The sequence below is a fragment of the Vibrio sp. 378 genome, assembly GCF_033339435.1.
The window spans coordinates 1-811 of record NZ_JAWOUO010000362.1 but is presented as its reverse complement, the minus strand read 5'-3'; the positions used below and the strand labels follow the sequence as shown (position 1 = coordinate 811).

Below are 811 nucleotides of genomic sequence, written 5' to 3'. Positions count from 1 at the left end.
CGACCAGAAACTGGCGAGTTCACATTCCAATCTGGGCCGATTTTCAATTCACTCATTCTTGCGGATGAAATCAACCGTGCGCCAGCCAAAGTACAAGCCGCAATGCTTGAAGCGATGGCAGAAAAGCAAGTCACCGCAGGTCGCCACACCTACGCACTGCCTGAGCTATTCTTGGTCATGGCGACGCAAAACCCGATAGAACAGGAAGGTACTTACCCTCTTCCAGAAGCTCAGCTCGATCGCTTTTTGCTTCACTTAGAAGTGGATTACCCAGATGCAGAACATGAATTAGCGATCTTGCGGATCAATCGTGGTGAAGCAAAAGGTGAATGCTCTATTGAGCGCCCAAGCTTGAGTCAGCAAGACATCTTCACCGCGCGCCAAGAAGTGCTCGACATCCACATGGCAGAAACCATTGAGCAATACATTGTGCGTTTGGTGATGGCAACGCGCCGAGCAAGCGAATACGACAGTGAGTTGGATAAATGGCTAGCAATGGGTGTCAGTCCGCGTGCAACCATCGCCCTTGACCGATGCGCTCGTGCTCATGCTTGGTTAGCAGGTCGTGATTTTGTCTCTCCTGAAGATGTCCAAGCAATGGCGTACCCAGTGTTACGTCACCGATTATTGCTCAGCTACCACGCTCAAGCAGAAGGCGTAACGGCAAATCAAGTCATCGATAAGTTGCTAAGCTTGGTTGGCAGCGCATAAAGTGGGTGAGTGACATGTCTGCAAACCATCCATTACCGCCTCATGCGAATGGGGTGACATTAACACTAGAAGAACTGCTTCAATATCGCACGCAGTCGGT

1 protein-coding gene is annotated in these 811 nt (G+C 50.4%); it reads left to right on the top strand.

From position 1 onward, the window contains the following. Positions 1–711, top strand: a 711-nt coding sequence (locus tag R7Q48_RS26285) for a MoxR family ATPase (protein WP_318133128.1), incomplete at its 5' end; no start/stop codon positions are given. Positions 712–811 lie beyond the last annotated feature (100 nt).